We start from the raw sequence: 18,123 nt of genomic DNA on the forward strand, positions 1-18,123 counted from the left end.
AATAGAGCCTCCCTCCTGCCGGATAGATAAGATGGATTCCTTCCTGACAGCGGAGCAGCGCGAGCTGCTTGACGTCGTGCGTCGCTTCGCACGATCGGAGATCGAGCCCCGCGCGGCCGAGATCGATCGCTCCGACCGTTTCCCGCGCGCGCTTTACACCCAGCTCGCCGAGCTCGGCCTGTTCGGCATCTGCCTGGCCCCGGAGGCGGGTGGGAGCGGCCTCGATACGCCCACGGCCTGCCTGGTGATGGAGGAGATCGCGCGCGCCTCGGGCAGCATGGGCAATGCCTATGCGATCCCTATGGAAGCGGTCACCTTCCTTCAGGAGCACGGCGGCGAGGTGCACCGCCGGCTGATCCCCGACATCCTCTCGGGAAAGATCGTTTCCGCCACCGCCGCCACCGAAGCGGACTACGGCTCCGACGTGGCAGGCCTACGCACCATGGCCGTGCGGGACGGCGACGAATATGTGATCTCGGGCACCAAGGCCTGGGTCACGTTCGGCGCTGTGGCCGACGTCTTCGTGGTCTTCGCCCGCACGCGCCCCGAGGGTGGCCATCGCGGCATCAGTTGCATCCTGGTGGAGGGAGATCGCCCCGGCCTGCACCGCGGCAAGCATGAAGACCTGATGGGCATGCACGGCCTCGAGGATTGCGCGCTCGCGTTCGACGAGGTGCGGGTTCCGGTCACGAACCGCATCGGGCCGGAGCACGAGGCCTTCAAGATGGCGATGGGGAATTTCAACTTCTCCCGCCTGATGGTGTCCTCCATGGCGCTCGGCATGGCCCAGGCGGCATTCGACGACGCGGTGGCCTACGCAGGAGCCCGCAAGCAGTTCGGTGCGCCCATCAACTCCTTCCAGGCGGTGCAGTTCATGCTGGCGGACATGTCCACCGACATCTCCGCTGCCCGCCTCCTCATCCACCACGCCGGACGGCTGTTCGACGCCGGCCATTCCATCGCGAAGGAAGCGGCGCAGGCCAAGCTGTTCACCACCGACATGGCCAATCGTGCCGCATCGAGCGCGGTGCAGATCCATGGCGGCAACGGCTATTCGAAGCACTACCGGGTGGAGCGCATCTACCGCGACGTGCGTCTGTCGCAGATCTACGAGGGCACCAACCAGATCCAGCGGCTGATCATCGCGCGCCAGATCGAGAAGGAAGCCAGGGCGGTGAACGCATGATCAGTCTCATCACGGCCGAGGCGGCTGCGGCGCTGGTGCGCGACGGCGATTGCCTCATCGTCGGCGGGAACGGCGGAACGGGCGTGGCCGAGCCGGTCATCGAGGCGCTGGAGCACCGCTTCGTCACGGCCGGGGCACCCCGCGGCCTCACCCTGTTCCACACCACGGGGATCGGCGCAGTGACCGAGCATGGTCTGTGCCACCTGGCTCACGAAGGGCTCATCGGGCGTGTCATCGGCGGCAATTTCGGCCTGCAGCTGCCCTTCATGCGGCTCATCCGGGAGAACCGGATCGAGGCCTACAATTTCCCCCAGGGCGTCATGGCGCAGATGTGCCGGGCGATGGCGGCGAAACATCCCGGTGTTGTCACCCATGTGGGGCTCGAGACCTACATGGATCCGCGCCTGGAAGGCGGCAGGATGAATGCCCGCACCACCGAGCAGATGGTGGAGGTGGTGGAACTGAGCGGTCGCGAGTGGCTCTTCTACAAGGCGCCCGTCCCCACCATCGCCTTCCTGCGCGGCACCAGCGCCGACGAGGACGGCTTCGTGTCCATGGAGCACGAGGCGACGACGCGCGAGGACCTGTCCATCGCCCAGGCGGTCCACAATGCCGGCGGCATCGTGATCTGCCAGGTGAAGCGGCTCGTCAAGCGCGGCTCCCTCAATCCGCACATGGTCAAGATTCCCGGCTTCCTCATCGACCACATCGTGCTTCAGCCGGATCAGATGCAGACCTACAGCACGGCCTATGACCCGAGCCGGAGCGGCGAAACCCGTATTCCGATCTCGACGCTGCGCCCCGATCCGCTGACCGATCGGCGGGTCATCGCCCGCCGGGCCGCGATGGAGTTGCGCCGCGGTGACGTGGTCAATCTTGGCGTCGGCATTTCGGCGATGATTCCCAACGTTGCCGCCGAGGAGGGCATCGAGGATCTCATGACCCTCACCGTCGAGTCCGGGGTGATCGGCGGGGTGCCCGGCTATGCGCGCGAGTTCGGCACGGCCTACAATCCTCGCGCCATCGTCGATCAGCCCTATCAGTTTGACTTCTACGATGGCGGCGGCCTGACCTGCGCCTTCCTGTCCTTCGCCGAGGTGGACCGGCACGGCAACGTCAACGTGACCCGCTTCGGCGACCGCTTCGACGGCTCGGGCGGCTTTATCGACATCAGCCAGAATGCGAAGCGGCTCGTCTTCAACGGCACCCTGACCGGCGGGGGACTGCGGACCGAGGTCGGCGCCGGTCGCCTCTCGATCCACCAAGAGGGCCAGTTCCGGAAGTTCGTCCCCGCGGTGGGCCAGATCAGCTTCAACGGCCATCTGGCCAGCCAGCGCGGACAGGACGTCAGCTACATTTCCGAGCGCGCGGTGTTCAAGCTCAGCCGAGAGGGGCTCGTGCTCACCGAGATCGCACCCGGCGTGTCCCTCGATGATGACATCAAGGCGCAGATCGACTTCGCGTTCCAGGTTTCACCAGATCTCAAGCTGATGGACGAGCGCATCTTCCGCGTCGGGCCCATGCGGATCGGCGCCGATCTGGAGCATGCCAGCGGCCAGCGTATCGGAGAATTCGCGTGATTGACCTCTCGGGCGTTACCGTCGCCACCGTCCTGCCGTTCCGGGACGATTTCTCCATCGACTGGCACAGCTACGATCGCCTGGTCGCATTCTGTACGGCTCCGAAGAACATCCGCGCGGTCTTCGTGAATGGCCACGCGGGCGAGGGCGCAACGCTTTCGCCGGAGGAGCGGACGCAGGTCATCCAGCATACCCGGCGCCTCATCGGCAAGGATGTTCCACTTGTTTCCGGCATCATCGCCTACGGCACCGCCGACGCGATCCGGCAGGCCCAGGAGGCTGAGCAGGCCGGGGCCGATGCTATCGTGCTGTTCCCGTTCCCCCAGTATGCGGGCGGCGCCTCGGCGGACGGCCGCTATGTGATCGACTTCGTTGACAGCATGCTTGCGAGCCAGGGCTTGCCCATCTCGCTCTTCCAGCAGTCCGTCGCTGCGGGTGTGGGATTCACCACGCCGGTTCTGCGGGAGCTGGCGCAACGGCCCCGTCTTGTGGCCATCAAGGAGGGGAGCGGCGATCTGGCTCTGTATGAGGACAATGTGCGCATGGTCCGCGCACACGCCCCTCACGTGCAGATCCTCGCCTCGAACTACCACTGGCTCCTGGCACAGCTGGCGACCGGCGCGGACGGCATCCTGTCCGGGCTGGCGAGCCTCGTGCCGGGGCTGCTGTCGGACATGTGGCAGGCGCGCGATGACCTGCCGGCGCTGAGGGCGCTCAACGACACCATCTATCCCGTGGTGCGAACCATATACGGGGCGCCGCCGCTCATCGACATGCACACGCGGATCAAGGCGGCGCTCCATCAATTGGGCATCATCGCATGCGCGGTGCCCCGGGCGCCCCTGCTGTCGGTCTCCCCCGAGATCACTGGCCGGGTGACGGCCGCGGCGCAGGCCTCCGGCGAAGCCTTCCCCCGCCATCCCAAGTCCTGAGAGGCAGAGGTCATGGAAGACAGGCGTTCCGAGTACCAGACGGATCTCTATTACGAGGATGTCCGCGTCGGCGACGAGATCCGCTCCGACTCCCACGTGGTGACGATCGCGGATATCCGGGCCTTCGGCGAGGTGACGCGCGACCGCCACCCGCTGCATACGGACGAGGACTATTGCCGTAAGACGCCCTTCGGCCGGATCATCGCCCATGGCCTGTTCAGCCTTTCGCTGATGGAGGGCCTCAAGGCTGAGCTGGAGCTTTACCAGAATACGTCCGTCGCATCGCTGGGATGGGACAAGGTCCGGTTTCGGGCTCCGGTCTTCGCCGGGGACAAGGTCCATGCCCGGGTGAAGTTCCTGTCGAAACGCGAGAGCAAGAGCGGACCACATGGTATAGCAATCGAACTGCTCGAATTGATCAATCAGGATGGCGTCGTGGTCACCGAGGGCGAGCACGCCACACTCGTCATCAAGCGGCCAGCGGCGGCCTGACACGCGCTGAGGGTTCGAGCTTTGCGAGGCGCAGCCCTTGAACTGCACGCGCGATGATCCGGGGCCGCCGATGCGGCCCGTTTGGGAGTGGACGATGGGGCAAGTGGGCGAGAGCATTGTGCGGGACGGTGTCGATGTCGCGGCGTATGCGGCGTCCCGGACCGGGACCAATTCCGTCGAGCACGCGGCTTCGGTCATCCGCCAGGCCATCCTGACCGGCCAGTTCGGCCCCGGACAGCGCATCAAGGTCGCCGACGTGGCCGAGCGCTTCGACCTAGGCTCAATGCCCATCCGGGAAGCCCTCCGCAAACTCGAAGGCGAAGGGCTGGTGGAGATCGAGCCCAACCGCGGCGCCACGGTGATCAAGATCGACCGCAAGTTCGTGACGGATCTCTATGAGGTCCGGTCCGAATTGCAGCTCCTGGCCGTGCGACGCTGCATCCGCACGCTCACGCTCGCGAAGCTCGAGCATCTCGAGGCGCTGATCGGGTCCCTCGAACGCGCCATCGCAGAGGATGAGCGGGACCAGATCTTCGTGCAGACGCGCCGCTTCCACCTCGCCATCATGGAATTCGGCGGCAATGCGGAGGCGATGCGGATCTTCCAGCGGGGATGGGATCTGATCGACGGCCTTAGGCGGTGGGTCGGATACCGAAGCGGTCGGCTGCCGATGGTGATCAAGGAAAGCAGGATCCTGATCGACGCCATGCGACGCCAGGATGTGGCGGCCGCCGAGGCGATCATCCGGCTGCACCACAATGCCGGGCTGGAGGATCTACTCTCCGGCCTCGACGAGTCCCATGCGCCCGTGCCCGGATACTGGGCCGCGCAAGAGACCGGAACCTGACGGGACGCCGCGTCGTATCCGTCGCCGTGAGGGGAAGTTTCGCATGAGCATCGTTGATACGGTCGGCGCCTTCTGCGCCCACGGGCGCGTCGTGCGTCAGACACGCGAGGAAGGTCCGCTCGCCGGTCTCAGCTTCGGCCTCAAGGATTTTTTCGATCTGGCCGGTGTACCGACCGGCGCGGGCTCGCCGGAGTGGCTGGCGACTCATCCGGTTCCGACGCGCACGGCACCGGCCATCGAACGCCTCCTCGACGCAGGCGCGCGGTGCGTGGGCAAGACGCACACGGACGAACTGGCCTGGAGCTTGAACGGCGAGAATGCCCATTATGGCACACCGCGCAACGTCGCCGCGCCGGGCCGCATTCCCGGCGGCTCCTCCTCCGGCTCCGCCGCCGCGGCTGCGGCCGGACTGGTGGATTTCGGCATCGGTTCCGATACCGGCGGCTCCGTGCGCCTGCCCGCGTCCTATTGTGGCGTCTATGGCATCCGCACCACCCACGGTCTGATCCCGCTCGAAGGGGCCGTGCCGCTGGCGCCCAGCTACGACACGTTGGGATGGCTCGCGCGCGATCCGGCAATCTTCCGCAAGGTGGGCGAGGTGCTGATCGATGCCGGGCCGCGCAAGCGGCCGGACCGCCTTCTGCTGGCGCGCGACCTGTTCGACAAAGCTGGAAGCGAGGTTGCGGCTGCGCTCGCGCCAGCGGTCGCGGCTATCGCCCGCCATTTCGGGGCCTGTGAGGACGTCGATGTGACGCAGGGTGCGGGCGCCGATTGGCTGCGCGTCTTCCAGCTGGTCCAGGCCTCGGAAATCTGGAGCGTACATGGCGATTGGGTATCGCGGACAAAGCCGGCCTTCGGCCCCGGAATCCGCGAGCGCTTTGCCGCGGCGCCGCACGTGGATCCCCGGGATCGCGCAGCGGCGCAGGAGCGGCGGCAGGCGATACGGGTGCGGATGCGGGAGCTGGTTGCTCCGGGTTCGGTCCTGCTACTGCCGAGCGCGCCCGGCCCCGCGCCGCTTCTCAATACGCCCGAGGCGGAATTGAACGCTTTTCGGGGCAAGGCGTTAGAAATGCTGTGCCCCGCCGGCCATGCCGGCCTTCCACAAGTCTCGCTCCCCGTTGCCAAGATCGCGGGCTGCCCCATCGGCCTTTCAATCCTGGGGCCCGCAGGCAGCGATATGCAGCTGCTGGACCTGGCCGAAGCACTCAGCACGGTACTTCCACAAGACGCATGACGGGCTGCCCTGTTCTTTGGGAAGAGCACGCGTCAGCCTCGGCATGACGCCTGAGACTGTTTGGGTGCGCCGGAGGCGTGCCGACCGAGGCCTGGTCCGGTCCGCTGGCAGACTTGGAATGCACGCGAGTCAGCGCCTGCCCTCGCGGAGATCGAGCGCCTGCCGTGTGTGTCGATCCGCGTCGCGCGGATCTTGTGTTTCGGCATGGGGCGCTCAAGTCGCGAGCCATCGGGCGACGTCGTCCGGCTTCGGCAGGCCACCGGCATGCACCACCTTGCCGTCGATGACGATGCCGGGGGTCGAAGCGATGCCGTAACCGGCGATCGCCGCATAGTCGGTGACCTTTTCCACCGTGACATCGAGCCCGAGTTTGGCCGCCGCGTCCCGCACCATCTGCGCCGTCGCCTCACAGCGGGAGCAGCCGGGGCCGAGCACTTTCACGTCTTTCATGACTTCAGCCTTTCCGGTTTCAGGAAAACAGCGCGTTGAACAGGAAACCCACGGCGAGGATGCCGGTGGCGACCACGCCGATGAACACGGCGATCAGCTTCAGGCTCAGGACTTTGCGCAGGATGATCATCTCCGGCAGGGACAAGGCGATCACCGCCATCATGAAGGCGAGCACGGTGCCCAGCGCAGCGCCCTTGGCCAGCAGGGCCTCCACCACCGGGATGATGCCCGCGGCATTGGAATACATGGGAATGCCCAGCAGGACCGCGGCCGGCACCGACCACCACGCATCCCGCCCCATGATGGAGGCGAGCAGGTCCGCCGGGACATAGCCGTGGATGAAGGCGCCCGCCGCGATGCCGGCGATGATCCACATCCACACCTTGCCGACGATGTCGCGCACCGCCTCAAGGCCGGCCCTGATGCGATCCACCAGCGTCATGCCGTTCGGCGGCAGATCGACGGGAGCGGCGCGCACGTTGCGGACCCAGTCTTCCAGCCAACCCTCCAGATGCAGCCGGCCGATGACCCAGCCGGCAACGATGGCCACCCCAAGGCCGAAGGCCAGGTAAGTGAGCGCCACCTTCCAGCCCACGAGCGCGAACAGCAGGCCGAGTGCCACTTCGTTGACCATGGGCGCGGCGATAAGGAAGGAAAAGGTGACACCGAGGGGGACGCCGGCGGAGACGAAGCCGACGAAGAGGGGCACCGCCGAGCAGGAGCAGAAGGGCGTGACGATGCCGAGACCGGCGGCGGCGACATTGCCGAGCCCCTCGCGCCGTCCGGCGAGCAGCGCACGCGTGCGCTCGGCGGAGAAGAAGCTGCGCACCACGCCCATGGCGAACACCACCAGCGTCAGCAGCATCAGCACCTTGGGCGTATCGTAGATGAAGAACGCGACCGCTTCGGCCAGATGGCTGCCGGTTTCAACCGGCAGACGGGCCACCAGCCATTGGGAGAACGGCGCGAGCTGGGCATAGACCACGAACCACAGGGCGATCGCCGCGACCGTTGCCGCCGCCCAGGCCAAAGGCGATGCCTCCCGCGGCGGCTTGCGCTCGGTCAATGACAGGTCAGCGCTCATGCGGCTCTCCTATCGGACGAAGCATTCAGGCTGTTGAGAACAGCATCGACGATGGCGGCCTGCTCGGCCGGTAGTTCAGGGTTGCGACGGTAGCGCACCCATTGGGCATCCCGCCGGTCGATCACCATGCCGGCCTGCTTGAGCACCGCCATATGGCGCGACATGCGGGATTGGGTGACGCCCAGGACGCGCACAAGCTCGCAGACGCAATGCTCGCGCCCGTCCCACAGGAGGCGGACCGCCGCGAGGCGGGTGGGTTCGGCCAGGGCCGACAGAAGGGTGAGCGTGGAGTCCATGGCTTCAATTTACGCTCATGCGCATATGCGCGCAAGCGCATAAACAATATCATTGTCGGTGGCGCGGAGGTTTCGGCCATCGAGGACGACCGTTTCGGGTCTGACGGCTCGCCGCTCTGGTTCGCGCGGGAGGACGGGGAAGCCATTCGCCGTGCATCGCGAGCGTGGTGCCACGCCTGATCGACCCGGCAGGAAGGCGCAGGCGCGGCCTAAGATGTTCGGGCTCGCCCCCGGCGCAGTCCGGAGGGGCGGACCTGTCCGCCCAAAGGCAGGGAGAGCGTCATGAAGATCAAATCCGTTTCCGTTGCGCGGTTCGCAGCGCTCGCGCTGGCCGCGGCATTGTCTGCTGTGCCGGCGAGCGCCCAGATGGGCGGTGGGCCCGGCTATGGTCCGGGCATGATGGGGCAGGGTGAGGGCTATATGGGGCCCGGCCAGGGAGGGTGGGGCCCCGGATTCCATCGCTCGGCTCGGAGCATGATGGGTGGCTGCGGAGGCTGGATGACGGGTGATGCCGACGGCCAGTTGCCCGCCTTCATCGAGGGGCGTGTCGCCTTCCTGAAGGCCGAGCTCGGCGTCACCGATGCGCAGGCCAAGGTGTGGGACGCCTATGTGGCGGCGATGAAGAACAATTTCATCAGCATGCAGGGCCTGCGCCAGGCCATGCGCGCCAGCTTTGACGCGGACACGCCGATGGATCGTCTTGAATCCCGCATTTCGGTGATGGAAGCCCGCGCCGCTGCTCTCAAGGATATGAAGCAGCCGCTAAGCAACCTCTACGCCGCACTCAGCGATGACCAGAAGAAGAAGGCCAACGACCTGCTCACCGGCATGGGATGCATGATGTGAACCTGACGGGACGAGGACGCGACGCTGGCCCGGGCGGGTGCCCGCCCGGGCCACAAAACAACCGGCGGTCTCGCTCCTGAATCGGAGGAGAAAACGGGCTCACGTCAGAGTTTCTGAATGCGGGCGAGGTCTTTGTCGTCAGGGCACAGGCGCATGAGCTTTGACGCAGCACCGCGCACGCGGTCTGTGTCGCCCGATTGCAGCGCTTCATGCCGTGCGAGACTGAGGAGGTCGGCGTCTAAAGGGGCGCGGTCGAGAGCTTCGCGGATCACGGTCGCGCGCTCGCGCGGCGTCTCGACGGCCACAGCGACATCGAAGGCGCCGTTAATCTCGTCGGGCGGGCCGAACGCGCCGTCCGCGCGTCTACAGGGCGGCTTCGTAAATGGCGAGAGCGTCCGCCTCGGTGACGGGGCGCGGGTTGTTGACCAGCAAGCGCGTCTGCTTCATCGCCTCCGCAGCCAGAAGCGGCAGGTCGTTGCGGGTGATGCCGACGGCGCCGAGCCCCGGGGGCAGGCCGAGGGCGTGGCTCAGCTCTGCCAATGCCGTGGCAAACGCGGCGGCCCGTTCCGTCGCAGGCACGTCGGCCAGCTCGGGGAAGGCGTCCGCGGCGATCTCGCCGTAGAGCGTGGCGGCGGCGGGCATGTTGAAGCGCAGCACCGGGGCCAGCACCAGCGCATTGGACAATCCATGCGGCACATGGAAATGCCCGCCGATGGGATAGGCGAGCGCATGCACCGCGGCGACCGGGGAATTGGCGAACGCCTGCCCGGCGAGAAGCGAGCCGAGCAGCATGTCGCTGCGCGCCGCGATATTCGCGCCGTCGAAGGTGGCGGTGCGGATGGCGCCGCCAAGCAGCCCCAAGGCCTGCCGGGCGAGTGTGCGCGACAGCGGATTGTTGTTCGGTGAGGCGGAAGTGTAGGCCTCGATGGCGTGAACCATGGCGTCGATGCCGGTGGCGGCCGTCACCGCCGGAGGCAGGCTCAGGGTCAACTCGGCGTCGAGGATCGCCATGTCGGGCAGCAGATGCGGCGTCACGACGCCCATCTTCGTGGCGGCGCCCGTGGTGATGATGGAAATGGGCGTGACTTCCGAGCCGGTTCCGGCGGTGGTGGGCACCAGCACCAGCGGCAAGCGCGGCCCGCGGGCGCGGTTGACGCCATAGATGTCCGCGAGCGCTTCGCCGCTGCCGGCGATCAGTGCCGCCACCTTCGCCACGTCCATCGGCGATCCGCCGCCGATGGCAAGGAGGCCGCTCGCCCGGTGCGCTGCGACGAGGTTGGTCAGGGCGGCGACGATCGCCTCCGGCGGGTCCGCCACCACGTCGTCGAAAATGGCGACCGCGATCCCGGCGGCAGCGAGGGAGGCGAGGGCGGGAGCGACAAGCCCGGCCGTGCGCAGGCTCTTGTCGGTGACGAGAACGACGCGCGGGCCGAGCAGCGGGCCGGCCAGATCTGCGATCCGGCGCGCGGCGCCGGGCTCGAGCACGATGGAGCGCGTGGTGTTGAAGACGAAACCTGCCATGGTCTGCCTTTCCGCCGTCAGGAGCCGCGACCGATGCGGATGCCCGCGGCTTCCCGGTCGAAGGTGTCGGAGGTGACGCCGGCGGCGCGCAACTCGTGCTTCTGCACCTTGCCGCTTGCGGTCTTGGGCAGCGCTTCCACCTGCCTGACATAGCGCGGCACCATGTAGTGCGGGATGCCGGCGGCCAGGAAGCGGATGAGGTCCTCGGCGTCGAGAGTCGCACCGTCCACCGGCGTCACCACCACCAGAACCTCGTCCTCGCTGAGGGCGCTGGGCACGGCCACTGCGGCGCATTCCTTCACGGCTGGATGGGTGCGCACCTCGGCTTCCAGCGCGAAGGAGGAGATGTTCTCGCCGCGGCGGCGGATGACGTCCTTCAGCCGGTCGACGAAGAAGAAGTTGCCGTCGGCGGTTCGGCGGAAGCCGTCGCCGGTGTGGAACCAGCCGTTGCGCATCGCCTCGGCGGTGGCCGTGGGATTGTTGTAGTAGCCCTTCATCAGGGCCCACGGCCGGTGGGCCCTGATGACGAGCTCGCCGGTCGCCCCCTCCGGCACTTCAAGGTCGTGCTCGTCGACGATGCGCAGTTCGAACCAGGGGCGGGGCTGGCCGGCGATGCCCTTTTCGGTGATGCCGGGGCCGGCGTGAAGGGGGCTCGCGATCTCGGTCATGTTGTAGATGGTCCAGGCCTCGACGCCGAAGCGTTCGGCGAAGGCAGGACCATCCTCGCCGAAGGGCGTGATGAAGGCGCGGCGCAGGGGATGGTCACGGTCGGTCGCGGCCGGCGGCGCCTTCAGGAGGAAGCTCGCCATCACGCCAAGCAGCAGCACGTAGGTGGATCCGGTCTCGCGTACGGCGGGCCAGAAGTCCTGGGTGCGGAACTCCCGCATCATGCCGATCGAAAGGCCGCGCGCGAGCTGGGCGTAGACGTAGAGCGTCGATCCGCAGTGGAAGATGGGGCCGCAGATCAGGCAGCGCTCGTCGTCCGCGACGGCGAACGCGTCGGGGCCCATGGTGTAGAGCTGGGTGTAGGACGAGATCACGCCCTTGGGGCTCCCCGTCGTGCCCGAGGTGTACATGATGGCCTGGGTGTCCCACGGCTCGATGGGGCGGTCGAGGTCGAGATCGGCGGGCGCGAAATCGTCCCGGTCCTCCAGCGCCACGACATCGAGGCCCGGCACCGGCTCAGGCGCGCCCGCCACCGTGAGGACGACGGAGAGCTTGCCCGGCGCCACCTCCCGCAGGCGGGGCAGAAGACTTGCCTCCGCGATCATCAGCGGGGCGTCGGCATCGTTCAGGATATGCTCCAGTGGCCGGCCGCGGCTCGCAGTATTGAGGGGCACATAGACGGCGCCGAGGTAGTTGATGGCGAACCAGGTGGCCAGCAGCTCGGGCCCGTTGCCCATGAAGCAGAGCACATGGTCGCCCCGCCGGACGCCATGGCGGACGAGCGTGGCCGCGCGCCGACGCACGCGGGCGAGCGTCTCCGCATAGCTCCAGGTGCAGGTTTCGGCAGGCCCCGGCCAGAATTGCACGAAGGGCGCCTGCGGCCGCTCCGCCGCGCGGCGCTCAAGCATGGCGCGCAGCACCGCATGGTCGCGCGACAGCGCTGCTTCCCGCTCGCTCATCCTCGTTCTCTCCCTTGGCCGGCGTATTCGTGACGCCCTTGGAGCCTGTTGCAAAGGCTCATTCCTTATGCAACATACTCAGTAGTATGTAAAGGATGGGCTGTTCGGAGGGCCTGCGGCGCCATGAAAATCGTGGAGATCGAGCGGGCCGGCACCATCGCCGTCGTGCGCTACGACCGCGGCGGCAAGGCCAATGCGCTGAGCCTTGCCGCCATCGAGGCGCTCACGGCCGCCGCGGCGGAGCTGGAGGCGGACACCACGGTGCGGGTCGTGGTGCTTGCCGGCACGTCCACCCGGTTCTCCGCCGGGGTGGACCTCAAGGACGAGGCCCTTTGGCGGCCGGATGACGACATCTCAGCGCGCCATCATGCCATGGCCGCAGGCGGACGCATGTCCGAGCGCTGGCGCCGCCTGCCGCAGGCGGTGATCGCCGCGGTGGAGGGGCCGGCCATCGGCGGCGGCGCGATCCTGGCGCTGGCGGCCGACTTCCGGGTTCTGGCGGACGGCGCCTTCTTCCGTTTTCCGGAGGTGCGCCTCGGCATGACGCTCGGCTGGGGCGGCCTGCCGCTGCTCTCCGCTCTGGTGGGGCCGGCCCGCGCCAAGCGGCTCCTCTTCTGCGACGAGACCGTCTCCGCCGCCGAGGCGGTGGCGATGGGACTTGCCGACAGGAGCGCACCGCAGGGCGGCGCACTCGACGCCGCGCGGGCGTGGGCCGGCGAGATCGCGGCCTGCCCACCCCTCGCCCTCGCCATGACCAAGCGCGCGCTTGATGGCTCGGCGGGTGGCAACTGGGCCGCGGCCTACGAGGCCGACCAGTTCCTGCTGTCCAGGCTGGTTTCGGAGGCGACCCGCTAACGGGTCGTCCCGTCAAGCAACGACGGCGGGCTCAAACCGCCGCGTCCCCAAAAGCACCCAAGGGAGGATATCTGATGACGCGCGGATTTTTCGGCCGCGCCGCTCTGGCGGCGCTCGTCCTGTCCGGCGGTCCGGCGGCTGCGGAGACCTGGCGTCTCGGCGTGCTCACGGACATGTCCGGCATGAACGCGGACCTCGCCGGTCCCGGTTCCGTCGCTGCGGCAAAGATGGCGGTGGAGGATTTCGGCGGCAAGCTGCTCGGCCGTGACGTAGAGGTCATCGTCGGCGACCACCAGAACAAGCCGGACGTGGGCGCCAGCCTGGCGCGCGGCTGGATCGACCAGCAGAACGTGAAGGCCATCATCGATGTGCCGACGTCTTCGGTCGCCATGGCGGTGCAGGAGGTGACGCGCAACACCGACACCGCATTCCTCGTCTCCACCGCGGGTTCCTCTGAACTCACGGGCAAGGCGTGCTCGCCCTCCACCGCCCACTGGACGTGGGACACCTATGCCCTCGCCAACGGCACCGGCCGCGCCATGACGCAGGACGGCGGCAAGAGCTGGTTCTTCATCACCGTGGACTACACCTTCGGCCACGCGCTGGAGAAGGACACGAGCGAGGCCGTGAAGGCGGCGGGCGGCACCGTGGTGGGCAGCGTGCGGCACCCGCGCGAGACCTCGGATTTTTCCTCCTACCTGCTGAAGGCGCAGGCCTCCGGCGCCAAGGTGGTGGCGCTGGCCAACTCCTCCGGCGACACCATGACGGCGCTGAAGCAGGCGCAGGAATTCGGCATCACCCAGGGTGGCCAGCGCATCGCCGGGATGCTGCTGTTCCTCACTGACGTGCATGCGGTCGGGCTCGACATCGCCAAGGGCCTGACGCTGACCACCGGCTTCTACTGGGACTATGACGACGCGACGCGTGCCTGGTCGAAGCGGTATGCGCAGCGCATGAACGGCCGGATGCCGACCATGGTGCATGCGGGCGTCTATTCGGCGGTGACGAATTTCCTGAAGGCCGCCGAGGGGGCCGGCACCGTCTCCGGATCGCAGGTGATGGCCAAGCTGCGCGAGGCCCCCATCAACGATTTCTTCGCCCGCAACGCCTATCTGCGCAAGGACGGTCGCCTCGTGCACGACATGTACCTCGTGGAGGTGAAGGCTCCGAAGGACTCCAAGGGGCCGTGGGACTATTACAAGGTTCTGCGCACCATCCCCGGAAAGGAAGCGTTCCGCCCCATCGAGGAGAGCGCCTGCCCGCTGGTGAAGGGCTGAGGGGCTCTCCGGACGGAACGGGTCGGGCGCCCGCAGCCCCTGGATGCCGGCGCAGGAGAAATGGGCTTCGTGCAGGACCGGGGAGGCCGTCGCGGCCTCCCCGTCTTCAGTGAGGGAGGGAGCTGTCGTGGACCATTCGCAGCAGAAGGCTGCCGTTTCCGGCATCGTCATTCTGGCTGACCGCGTCCGCCCGGAATGGGTGGATTACAACGGCCATATGGGCGATTTCGCCTATGGCATCGTCTTTTCCGACGCCGCCACGGCCTACATGGAGCGCCTGGGGCTGGACGCCGACTATCGCACCACGCAGGCCGCAACTCTCTACACGCTCGACAGCCGGATCGGATACCTTCACGAATGCCATGAGGGCACGGCACTTTCGGTCGAGCTGGTGGTGCTGGCGGCGGATGCCAAGCGCATGCACATCCTCATGCGGCTCATCGATGCCGAGGGCGTGGCGCTCGCCTTGTGCGAACAGGTGCTGATGCATGTCTCCCGTGCCGCGGGCGCGCCACGGGCCGCGCCCTTTCCTGCCCACGTGCAGATGCGCCTTGATGCCGATGCGGCGGCCCACGCCCCCCTCCCGCGCCCGGCCTGGCTCGACAGGCGCATCGGCCTTTCGGCACGGGGCTGATCCTGGGACGCCAAAAACCGGCCCCGGATTGCTCCGGGGCCTTCAGGCTGCTCGGGAGAAACTCACGCCACCTCGAACAGGCCGGCCGCGCCCATGCCGCCGCCCACGCACATGGTGACCACCACGTAGCGTGCGCCCCGACGGCGGCCCTCGATGAGGGCATGGCCTGTCATGCGGGCGCCGGACATGCCGTAGGGATGGCCGATGGAGATGGCGCCGCCGTTCACATTCAGCCGTTCGTCGGGAATGCCGAGCCGGTCGCGGCAATAGAGGAGCTGGGCAGCGAAGGCCTCGTTCAGCTCCCACAGGCCGATGTCATCCACCGTCAGGCCGTGACGGGCCAGCAGCTTCGGCACGGCGAAGACCGGGCCGATCCCCATTTCTTCCGGCGCGCAGCCCGCCACCGCCATGCCGCGGTAGATGCCCAGCGGAGAAAGTCCGCGCCGCTCGGCCGCCCTGGCCTCCATCAGCACGCAGGCGGAGGCACCGTCAGAGAGCTGAGAGGCGTTGCCCGCGGTCACGCATCGGCCTTCCGCCACCTCGATGCCGCCCTTGAACACCGGCTTCAGCGCCGCGAGGCCTTCCGCGGTCGTGTCGGCGCGGTTCCCCTCGTCCCGCGTGAGGCGCACCGCCTCGCGGCGGATCTCGCCCGTGGCCTTGTCGGTGACGACCTTTACGGTGTCGAGGGGCACGATCTCGTCGTCGAAAGCGCCGCGGGCCTGCGCCTGCGCCGTGCGCTGCTGGGACTGGAGGGCATAGGCATCCTGCGCCGCGCGGGAGACGCCGTAGCGCGCGGCCACGATCTCGGCGGTCTCGATCATGCTCATGTAGGTCGAGGGCACGTGAGCATCCAGCCAGGTGTCGTGCCAGCCAAAGACGTTCATGCGCTCGTTCTGCACCAGCGAGACCTGCTCGACACCGCCGCCGACCGCGATCTCCATGCCCTCGCCGACAATCTGCCGGGCAGCGATGGAGATGGCCATGAGACCCGAGGCGCACTGGCGGTCGACGCTCTGGCCGGGCACATGGACGGGCAGGCCGGCGCGCAGCGCGGCGGTACGGCCGATGTTCATGTGCGTCGTGCCCTGCTGCAGGGCGGCACCCATGATGACATCCTCCACCTCGCCGCCGTCGATGCCGGCGCGGGCGATCGCGCTCGCAATGGCGTGGCCGGCGAGCTGAGGGGCGCTGGTGTCGTTGAAGGCACCGCGATAGGCCTTGGCGATGGGCGTGCGGGCGGTGGAGACGACGACGGCTTCCCTCATGATGCGGGATCCTTCCGGGGAACGTGGAGCGTTGCTGCGAGGGCCCTCAGCTCCGGGCTGAGCGGCTGCGGGCGGCGGCTGGCGCGGTCCACATAGACATGGATGGTGCGCCCCACCGCGGCTGTGAGGGGAGCGCCGGACCGGAACAGGCCGAAGCCCCAGGTGAGGCTGGAGCTGCCGATGCGCTCGATGCGCACGCCAACCTCCACTTCGTCCGGGTAGCTCACCTCGGAGAAGTAGTCGCAGCCGACCTTGGCGACGATGCCGATGGGCCCGGTGCCGGCGAAGTCGAGCGCACCCGCCCCGATCAGCGCCCGGTTGAGGGCGCTGTCGAAATATTCGAGATAGACCACGTTGTTCATGTGGCCGTAGCGGTCCACGTCGTTCCAGCGCGTCTGCATGGCATAGAGGCGCGGGAACGCCGTCCGCCCTTCGGGGGCGGGGCGAGGCTCGCTCATGGAAGCTCCCTTCAGGCCGCCGCGATGGCTGCGGCCTTGGCGCGCGCGATGATGCGCTCCACATGGGCAAGGCCGGCCTCGGTCTCGATCGCATTGTCCAGCCGGGCGAGATCGGCAAAGGCGGCCGCCACCGCTTCGGGGGTGCGCTGGCTCTGCGGCAGGAACACGCCTTCCGTCTCCACGATCGCCATGCGTGACACGGTGCCCGCGCCGGCGAGCAAAGCGGTGCGGCTCGGCGCCTCCTCGCTCACGAGGTAGAGGGCGGCGGGCGTGACATTCTCGGGGGCGAGATGGGCGAGGGTTTGCTCGTCCATCATGTCGCCGGTCATGCGGGTGGCGGCCGTGGGCAGAACGGCGTTGACGCGTATGCCGTACTTTTCGCCCTCGAAATGCAGCACGTTCATCAGGCCGATGAGCCCGGCCTTGGCGGCGCCGTAGTTGGACTGGCCGAAATTGCCGTAGACGCCGGAGGTGGAGGAGGTCATCAGCACGCGGCCGTATTTCTGCGCGCGCATGGTCTCCCACACCGCCTTGGTGGCGTTGGCCGAGCCCAGCAGATGCACCGCGACCACGGCCGCGAAATCCGCCATATCCATCTTGGCGAAGGTGCGGTCGCGCAGGATGCCGGCGTTGTTGATGAGGATGTCGATGCGGCCGAACGCCTGCAGGGCCGCCGCTGCCATCGCTTCCATGTCCGAAGCGGAGGTGACGTTGCCGCCGTCCGCAAGTGCCTCGCCGCCGCCGGAGCGGATCTCGTCCACCACTGCCTGCGCCGCGGCGGTAGAGCCGCCGGTGCCGTCGCGGGCGCCGCCGAAATCGTTCACCACCACCTTGGCGCCGCGGCGGGCGAGCTCCAGCGCATGCGCGCGGCCGAGCCCGCCGCCGGCGCCCGTGACGATGGCCACCCGCCCCTCGAACGAGATGCTCATGCCTTGTCTCCCTTGAGAATCAGAACCAGCCATTCCGCCGCGAGGGCCGGCTTGGCGGCGTGTTCGAGCTCGACGGTCACGTCGAAGCGATTGAGGATGCCGCCGCCCTTGGGCTCCTGCGCCGCGACGCGGAACACGCCGCGGATGCGCTGGCCCACCGGCACCGGCATGAGGAAGCGCACCTTGTCGAAGCCGTAGTTGATGCCCACCTCGCCCGGTCCGGGCAGCTCCATCACCTCGGCGCCGAGCTTCGACAGCAGGGACAGCACCAGGAAGCCGTGGGCGATGGTGCCGCCAAAGGCGCTCTCCCGCGCTGCGCGCTCGGGGTCCACATGGATGAACTGATGGTCGGAAATGGCGTCCGCAAACAGATCGACGAGAGGTTGGGTCACGTCGAGCCAGCCGCTCACGAGAGGCGGAGCGCCGGGGGAGGGGATGGGAAGGGACATCGGGACCTGTTCCGGCTTGTCCTGCGGCGGCATCGCGCACGGGCGGGACGTTGGCTTACAACATACTCGGTAGTATGCATTTGAGAGGGGCTTTGTCCAGCCACCTCATCCGGGTGAAGGATTTGCAATCGTTCGCTAGGCTGCGGGCGCGCGGCAGCCTAGC

General features: G+C 67.8%; 20 protein-coding genes. 10 read left to right on the forward strand and 10 right to left on the reverse strand.

Going from position 1 to position 18,123, the window contains the following annotated elements; translation table 11 throughout:
* Nucleotides 1-31: 31 nt before the first annotated feature.
* The 6 genes from A37E_RS0113205 (at nucleotide 32) to A37E_RS0113230 (ending at nucleotide 6,271) form a co-directional block, all read left to right on the forward strand.
* On the forward strand, nucleotides 32-1,186 hold the full coding sequence (locus A37E_RS0113205) for an acyl-CoA dehydrogenase family protein (RefSeq protein ID WP_029557019.1): 1,155 nt from the start codon (nucleotides 32-34) through the stop codon (nucleotides 1,184-1,186).
* The gene (locus tag A37E_RS0113210) at nucleotides 1,183-2,766 is read left to right on the forward strand and encodes a CoA-transferase (protein ID WP_051679003.1); all 1,584 of its coding nucleotides are present in this window, start codon (nucleotides 1,183-1,185) and stop codon (nucleotides 2,764-2,766) included. The genes A37E_RS0113205 and A37E_RS0113210 overlap by 4 nt, the downstream gene beginning before the upstream one ends.
* On the forward strand, nucleotides 2,763-3,698 hold the full coding sequence (locus A37E_RS0113215) for a dihydrodipicolinate synthase family protein (protein WP_245279327.1): 936 nt from the start codon (nucleotides 2,763-2,765) through the stop codon (nucleotides 3,696-3,698). The genes A37E_RS0113210 and A37E_RS0113215 overlap by 4 nt, the downstream gene beginning before the upstream one ends.
* Nucleotides 3,699-3,710: 12 nt before the next feature.
* The gene (locus tag A37E_RS0113220) at nucleotides 3,711-4,190 is read left to right on the forward strand and encodes a MaoC family dehydratase (RefSeq protein WP_029557022.1); all 480 of its coding nucleotides are present in this window, start codon (nucleotides 3,711-3,713) and stop codon (nucleotides 4,188-4,190) included.
* Nucleotides 4,191-4,284: 94 nt separating this feature from the next.
* Nucleotides 4,285-5,037 (forward strand): GntR family transcriptional regulator, encoded by a 753-nt coding sequence (locus A37E_RS0113225; RefSeq protein ID WP_197022972.1) that lies wholly within the window; start codon nucleotides 4,285-4,287, stop codon nucleotides 5,035-5,037.
* A gap of 43 nt (nucleotides 5,038-5,080) precedes the next feature.
* On the forward strand, nucleotides 5,081-6,271 hold the full coding sequence (locus A37E_RS0113230) for an amidase (protein WP_029557024.1): 1,191 nt from the start codon (nucleotides 5,081-5,083) through the stop codon (nucleotides 6,269-6,271).
* A gap of 213 nt (nucleotides 6,272-6,484) precedes the next feature.
* Here the strand turns inward: A37E_RS0113230 and A37E_RS0113235 are convergent, their stop codons facing one another.
* From A37E_RS0113235 to A37E_RS0113245, 3 genes are read right to left on the reverse strand one after another with little or no spacing between them, the layout of a single operon-like run.
* Nucleotides 6,485-6,721: a thioredoxin family protein gene (locus A37E_RS0113235; RefSeq protein WP_029557025.1), complete on the reverse strand. Its 237-nt coding sequence runs from the start codon at nucleotides 6,719-6,721 to the stop codon at nucleotides 6,485-6,487.
* Between the two features lie 19 nt (nucleotides 6,722-6,740).
* Entirely contained in the window at nucleotides 6,741-7,805 is a 1,065-nt protein-coding gene (locus tag A37E_RS0113240; RefSeq protein ID WP_029557026.1) for a permease, read from the reverse strand.
* Nucleotides 7,802-8,101 carry a metalloregulator ArsR/SmtB family transcription factor gene (locus tag A37E_RS0113245; RefSeq protein WP_029557027.1) on the reverse strand — a complete coding sequence of 100 codons (300 nt, stop codon included), beginning with the start codon at nucleotides 8,099-8,101 and terminating at the stop codon, nucleotides 7,802-7,804. The genes A37E_RS0113240 and A37E_RS0113245 overlap by 4 nt, the downstream gene beginning before the upstream one ends.
* 282 nt (nucleotides 8,102-8,383) lie before the next feature.
* On the opposite strand from A37E_RS0113245, the gene A37E_RS26445 reads away from it, so the two are divergent.
* On the forward strand, nucleotides 8,384-8,947 hold the full coding sequence (locus A37E_RS26445; protein ID WP_081837579.1) for a Spy/CpxP family protein refolding chaperone: 564 nt from the start codon (nucleotides 8,384-8,386) through the stop codon (nucleotides 8,945-8,947).
* A gap of 104 nt (nucleotides 8,948-9,051) precedes the next feature.
* Here the strand turns inward: A37E_RS26445 and A37E_RS0113255 are convergent, their stop codons facing one another.
* The 3 genes from A37E_RS0113255 to A37E_RS0113265 are packed head-to-tail and all read right to left on the reverse strand — an operon-like array spanning nucleotide 9,052 to nucleotide 12,093.
* A complete protein-coding gene (locus A37E_RS0113255) occupies nucleotides 9,052-9,252 on the reverse strand; it encodes a hypothetical protein (RefSeq protein ID WP_029557029.1) in 201 nt (66 codons plus the stop codon).
* Nucleotides 9,253-9,310: 58 nt separating this feature from the next.
* On the reverse strand, nucleotides 9,311-10,468 hold the full coding sequence (locus tag A37E_RS0113260; protein WP_029557030.1) for an iron-containing alcohol dehydrogenase: 1,158 nt from the start codon (nucleotides 10,466-10,468) through the stop codon (nucleotides 9,311-9,313).
* A 17-nt stretch (nucleotides 10,469-10,485) separates the two neighbouring features.
* Entirely contained in the window at nucleotides 10,486-12,093 is a 1,608-nt protein-coding gene (locus A37E_RS0113265) for an AMP-binding protein (protein WP_029557031.1), read from the reverse strand.
* Nucleotides 12,094-12,216: 123 nt separating this feature from the next.
* On the opposite strand from A37E_RS0113265, the gene A37E_RS0113270 reads away from it, so the two are divergent.
* The 3 genes from A37E_RS0113270 to A37E_RS0113280 all read left to right on the forward strand — a co-directional run bounded on the left by A37E_RS0113270 (nucleotide 12,217) and on the right by A37E_RS0113280 (nucleotide 14,859).
* Nucleotides 12,217-12,948 carry an enoyl-CoA hydratase/isomerase family protein gene (locus tag A37E_RS0113270; protein WP_029557032.1) on the forward strand — a complete coding sequence of 244 codons (732 nt, stop codon included), beginning with the start codon at nucleotides 12,217-12,219 and terminating at the stop codon, nucleotides 12,946-12,948.
* Nucleotides 12,949-13,022: 74 nt separating this feature from the next.
* Nucleotides 13,023-14,225: an ABC transporter substrate-binding protein gene (locus A37E_RS0113275; protein WP_029557033.1), complete on the forward strand. Its 1,203-nt coding sequence runs from the start codon at nucleotides 13,023-13,025 to the stop codon at nucleotides 14,223-14,225.
* Between the two features lie 127 nt (nucleotides 14,226-14,352).
* Nucleotides 14,353-14,859: a thioesterase family protein gene (locus tag A37E_RS0113280; RefSeq protein WP_051460544.1), complete on the forward strand. Its 507-nt coding sequence runs from the start codon at nucleotides 14,353-14,355 to the stop codon at nucleotides 14,857-14,859.
* 62 nt (nucleotides 14,860-14,921) lie between these two features.
* On the opposite strand, the gene A37E_RS0113285 is transcribed toward A37E_RS0113280, so the two are convergent.
* From A37E_RS0113285 to A37E_RS0113300, 4 genes are read right to left on the reverse strand one after another with little or no spacing between them, the layout of a single operon-like run.
* On the reverse strand, nucleotides 14,922-16,124 hold the full coding sequence (locus A37E_RS0113285) for an acetyl-CoA C-acyltransferase (RefSeq protein ID WP_029557034.1): 1,203 nt from the start codon (nucleotides 16,122-16,124) through the stop codon (nucleotides 14,922-14,924).
* Nucleotides 16,121-16,582, reverse strand: coding sequence for a thioesterase family protein (locus tag A37E_RS0113290; protein ID WP_024277402.1), 462 nt, complete (start codon nucleotides 16,580-16,582; stop codon nucleotides 16,121-16,123). Before A37E_RS0113290 ends, A37E_RS0113285 begins: the two co-directional genes overlap by 4 nt.
* Nucleotides 16,583-16,593: 11 nt before the next feature.
* Nucleotides 16,594-17,511 carry an SDR family NAD(P)-dependent oxidoreductase gene (locus A37E_RS0113295; protein ID WP_029557035.1) on the reverse strand — a complete coding sequence of 306 codons (918 nt, stop codon included), beginning with the start codon at nucleotides 17,509-17,511 and terminating at the stop codon, nucleotides 16,594-16,596.
* Nucleotides 17,508-17,960: a MaoC family dehydratase gene (locus tag A37E_RS0113300; RefSeq protein ID WP_051679428.1), complete on the reverse strand. Its 453-nt coding sequence runs from the start codon at nucleotides 17,958-17,960 to the stop codon at nucleotides 17,508-17,510. Before A37E_RS0113300 ends, A37E_RS0113295 begins: the two co-directional genes overlap by 4 nt.
* Between the last annotated feature and the right edge of the window lie 163 nt (nucleotides 17,961-18,123).

It is taken from the genome of Xanthobacter sp. 91 (assembly GCF_000702385.1).
Classification (GTDB): Bacteria; Pseudomonadota; Alphaproteobacteria; order Rhizobiales; family Xanthobacteraceae; genus Xanthobacter; species Xanthobacter aminoxidans.

Bases quoted from the DNA above. Each gene is read 5' to 3' on its own strand.
- A37E_RS0113265 (WP_029557031.1), bottom strand. From the start codon at position 12,093: ATGAGCGAGCGGGAAGCAGCGCTGTCGCGCGACCATGCGGTGCTGCGC.
- A37E_RS0113235 (WP_029557025.1), bottom strand. From the start codon at position 6,721: ATGAAAGACGTGAAAGTGCTCGGCCCCGGCTGCTCCCGCTGTGAGGCG.
- A37E_RS0113205 (WP_029557019.1), top strand. From the start codon at position 32: ATGGATTCCTTCCTGACAGCGGAGCAGCGCGAGCTGCTTGACGTCGTG.
- A37E_RS0113240 (WP_029557026.1), bottom strand. From the start codon at position 7,805: ATGAGCGCTGACCTGTCATTGACCGAGCGCAAGCCGCCGCGGGAGGCA.
- A37E_RS0113275 (WP_029557033.1), top strand. From the start codon at position 13,023: ATGACGCGCGGATTTTTCGGCCGCGCCGCTCTGGCGGCGCTCGTCCTG.
- A37E_RS0113300 (WP_051679428.1), bottom strand. From the start codon at position 17,960: ATGTCCCTTCCCATCCCCTCCCCCGGCGCTCCGCCTCTCGTGAGCGGC.
- A37E_RS0113295 (WP_029557035.1), bottom strand. From the start codon at position 17,511: ATGAGCATCTCGTTCGAGGGGCGGGTGGCCATCGTCACGGGCGCCGGC.
- A37E_RS0113285 (WP_029557034.1), bottom strand. From the start codon at position 16,124: ATGAGGGAAGCCGTCGTCGTCTCCACCGCCCGCACGCCCATCGCCAAG.
- A37E_RS26445 (WP_081837579.1), top strand. From the start codon at position 8,384: ATGAAGATCAAATCCGTTTCCGTTGCGCGGTTCGCAGCGCTCGCGCTG.
- A37E_RS0113245 (WP_029557027.1), bottom strand. From the start codon at position 8,101: ATGGACTCCACGCTCACCCTTCTGTCGGCCCTGGCCGAACCCACCCGC.
- A37E_RS0113210 (WP_051679003.1), top strand. From the start codon at position 1,183: ATGATCAGTCTCATCACGGCCGAGGCGGCTGCGGCGCTGGTGCGCGAC.
- A37E_RS0113230 (WP_029557024.1), top strand. From the start codon at position 5,081: ATGAGCATCGTTGATACGGTCGGCGCCTTCTGCGCCCACGGGCGCGTC.
- A37E_RS0113225 (WP_197022972.1), top strand. From the start codon at position 4,285: ATGGGGCAAGTGGGCGAGAGCATTGTGCGGGACGGTGTCGATGTCGCG.
- A37E_RS0113220 (WP_029557022.1), top strand. From the start codon at position 3,711: ATGGAAGACAGGCGTTCCGAGTACCAGACGGATCTCTATTACGAGGAT.
- A37E_RS0113260 (WP_029557030.1), bottom strand. From the start codon at position 10,468: ATGGCAGGTTTCGTCTTCAACACCACGCGCTCCATCGTGCTCGAGCCC.
- A37E_RS0113290 (WP_024277402.1), bottom strand. From the start codon at position 16,582: ATGAGCGAGCCTCGCCCCGCCCCCGAAGGGCGGACGGCGTTCCCGCGC.
- A37E_RS0113270 (WP_029557032.1), top strand. From the start codon at position 12,217: ATGAAAATCGTGGAGATCGAGCGGGCCGGCACCATCGCCGTCGTGCGC.